At 72.3% G+C, this 2,701-nt stretch carries 2 protein-coding genes, 1 pseudogene and 1 riboswitch; of the genes and pseudogenes, 2 read left to right on the top strand and 1 reads right to left on the bottom strand.

The annotated features are described in order from the left end of the window. Positions 1-138: 138 nt before the first annotated feature. A complete protein-coding gene (locus EYA84_RS30085; RefSeq protein ID WP_131057540.1) occupies positions 139-1,194 on the bottom strand; it encodes a peptidase in 1,056 nt (351 codons plus the stop codon). Positions 1,195-1,291: 97 nt separating this feature from the next. Then, positions 1,292-1,421: riboswitch (cobalamin riboswitch) on the bottom strand. Between the two features lie 103 nt (positions 1,422-1,524). Here EYA84_RS30085 and EYA84_RS30080 point away from each other — a divergent pair. Further along, complete coding sequence (locus tag EYA84_RS30080) at positions 1,525-2,064, top strand: DUF4240 domain-containing protein (RefSeq protein ID WP_131057537.1); 540 nt, start codon at positions 1,525-1,527, stop codon at positions 2,062-2,064. A 375-nt stretch (positions 2,065-2,439) separates the two neighbouring features. Then, positions 2,440-2,701 (top strand): annotated as a pseudogene (locus tag EYA84_RS30075) (hypothetical protein); the annotation flags it as partial.

The raw sequence follows: 2,701 nt of genomic DNA, 5'->3' as shown, positions 1-2,701 counted from the left end.
CGCGGCGACGGTTCGACGGCGATCAGGCCGAGTGCGACGACGGCCGCGGCCAGCAGGCCGGCGAACCACCGGCGGGCGGGACTCTGGACATGGGACATGGGCACTCCTTCGCCTCAGGGAACGGGAATCGGTGGGTGATCAGAGGCAGGGCAGGGTGGGTGCGCCGGTGGCGGCGCCGACGGACGAGAGCCGTGCGTACCCGGTGCCGGTGACACCGAGGACGGCCTGGGCGGTGGCGCGGGTGGCGGTGCCCGGGTCGAAGGCCCCGCCGTCGAAGTCGACGGCGCCCCGGTCGGCCGTCGGCGCGGCGCAGCCGACCTGCAACCCGGTCAGGAAGATCCGGGCCCGCAGCCAGGCCAGCGGTCGGCCGCCGTCGCGCAGCGCCTGCGCCGCCAGCCCGGTGCTGTTGGCGTTGGCGATCCCGGCGGCGTTGACGAACCCGCCATTGACCCGCTGCACCGACACCAGCCAGCGCAGGGCCGCGGCGGCGTCGGAGTGCCGTCCGGCGGCCCGCATCGCCTGCGCCGTGAGGGCGGTGGCGTCCACGTCGGAGTCACAGACCGGCTGCGCCGGCACCACCGGGTAGCCGCCGTCCGGGCACCGGGTGCCGACCAGCCAGGTGGCAGCCGACGGGGGCACGCCCGCCACGGTCCGGCGCAACGCGAGGATCGCGAAGGACTGGCTGAACGCGTTGCTGTAGTCACCCCACGCCGACCGGTCGGTGAACCGGCCGTCGGGCGCCTGCAACCCGCGCAGCCGGGTGACGAGGTCCACCCCGCCGACGTCGGTCGGGTCGCCGCCGCGTACCGCGACGGCGAGGGCGAGCTTGGCGGTGGCGCCCGCGTACGCCTCCGTGGTGCCGTCGCCGACGTAGCCGTCGCGGACGTCCGGCCGGGTGACCCAGGCCAGCGCCGACGCGCCGAAGTCGTCGGCGACACCGGCGGCGGCGAAGGCGAAGACCGCGTCGAGGGTCAACCCCTGGTCCGGGTACGCGACGCCGTCGAAGACGGTCTCGAATCGTTCCCCGTCGACCAGTTGGCGGGCCAGCCAGCCGGCGGCCGCGTCGGAGCGGACGCTGCCCACCTGTACGGGGGCGGCGATCGCCGGGCCGGTGAGGGTCAGGGTGAGGGTGACGGCGGCGAACACGCCGCAGAGCAGGGTGAGCAGGCGGTACCGGCTCAGGCGGACGACCATCGGGCGCGCCTTTCCGGGCCCGGCGGTCGTCAGAAACCCGGCTCGCCCGACAGGACGCGGCTGGCCGGCCTCCGACCCGTGGGCCACGACGGGTGAGGAGCAGGGGCGCGGGTACGGCGGGTATTCGGGCTCGCCACCGGGGTCACCCCCGGCGGCCTACCGTTGCGGGCCAGCGCCGGAATTCGACCGGACTTCCCCCACACGTGACCGCGATTGTGAAATTGTCGGGCCAGTCTGATCGGCCCTCGCCGTCGCTGTCAATGTGCGACCGGTCGCGCGCCGTGCGTTACGCCGACTCCCGATGTCGGTGCTCGCCGCTATCGTCCGGCCATGACGAACAGTGATCTTGCCGTCCCCCCGACGCTGCCGACGGCCGAGGAGGAGGACCGCTTCTGGGCGCTGGTGGAGCAGGCGTGGGCCGGGTTGGGGCCGGAGCCGGCGGCCCTGCGTCGCGCCCTGATCGACCGCGATCCGGCGCACGACGACGGGTACGCCATGGACCCGTGGCTCGGCCCCTTCGTCGACGAGCTGCGCCGGCTCGCCGCCGACCTGTCCCGCGCGGAGTTGGTCGCCCTCGACCGGGTGATCGAGCGCAAGCTGTACGACATCGACCGCGCCGACATCCACGAGATCACCGACGGTTCCGACGACGGCTTCCTGTACGCGCGCGGCCACATCGTGGCGTTGGGCCGGGAGTTCTACGAGGCAGTCCGGGCGAATCCGGCGACGGCGGTGCCCGACGCCGGCTGCGAGGGCTTCTGCTACCTCTTCTCCCACCTGCATCACGAGCGGTTCGGTGACTGGCCGGAGACCGGCTCGGGGATCAGCCGGGAGTCGTGCAGCAATCCGGCCGGCTGGGCCGACGCGTAGCTCCCGTCGGCACGACCAGGACACCCCCGGGCCGGCGTCGCCTGTGAGGTATGTTCGGTTCGACTCGCTCAATGCCACACACACGCTATCGGCGTATGCACATAAGTGAGCAGACGATCTCCCCCGCGACCGGCACCGTAGTGGTTCCCGAGTCGCGAGGGAGGTGATTTTCATGAAGAAGCTCACGGTTCGCCGGCTGGAGTCGGTGAAGACCAGCGCTGTCGCCGCTGCGTGTGTCGTCTCCTGACGGTGACACGCCACCTGAAGGCCGGCACCCGGACGGCAACTCCGGGTGCCGGCCTTCATCGATCCGCATGAGATGAGCGAAAAGGACGACTGACCATGGCCGGCTACCCACCAGACACACTTGTCCGAGTGCGCCCGTTCGACCACCGCGCGGAGGGCGACACCGTCATCATCGGCGATGTCGAGCGGCAGGTATTCCTGTCGATCCCCGCCGAAGGGCTGGATCTGCTCCACTCGCTGGCCGCCGGCAACTCGGTGGGCGAGGCGGTCCGCCAGTACGAGCAGAAGTACTCCGAGACGCCCGACATCACCGACTTCCTGGACGCGCTGGGCGACGAGGGCTTCGTCGAGGTCGACGGCGAGGCCACCGCACCCGGCCCCACCCCGGCCC

The organism is Verrucosispora sp. SN26_14.1, from assembly GCF_004307965.1.
Classification (GTDB): domain Bacteria; phylum Actinomycetota; class Actinomycetes; order Mycobacteriales; family Micromonosporaceae; genus Micromonospora.
The sequence above is the reverse complement of the archived record's forward strand: the minus strand, read 5'-3'. Positions and strand labels throughout refer to the sequence as shown.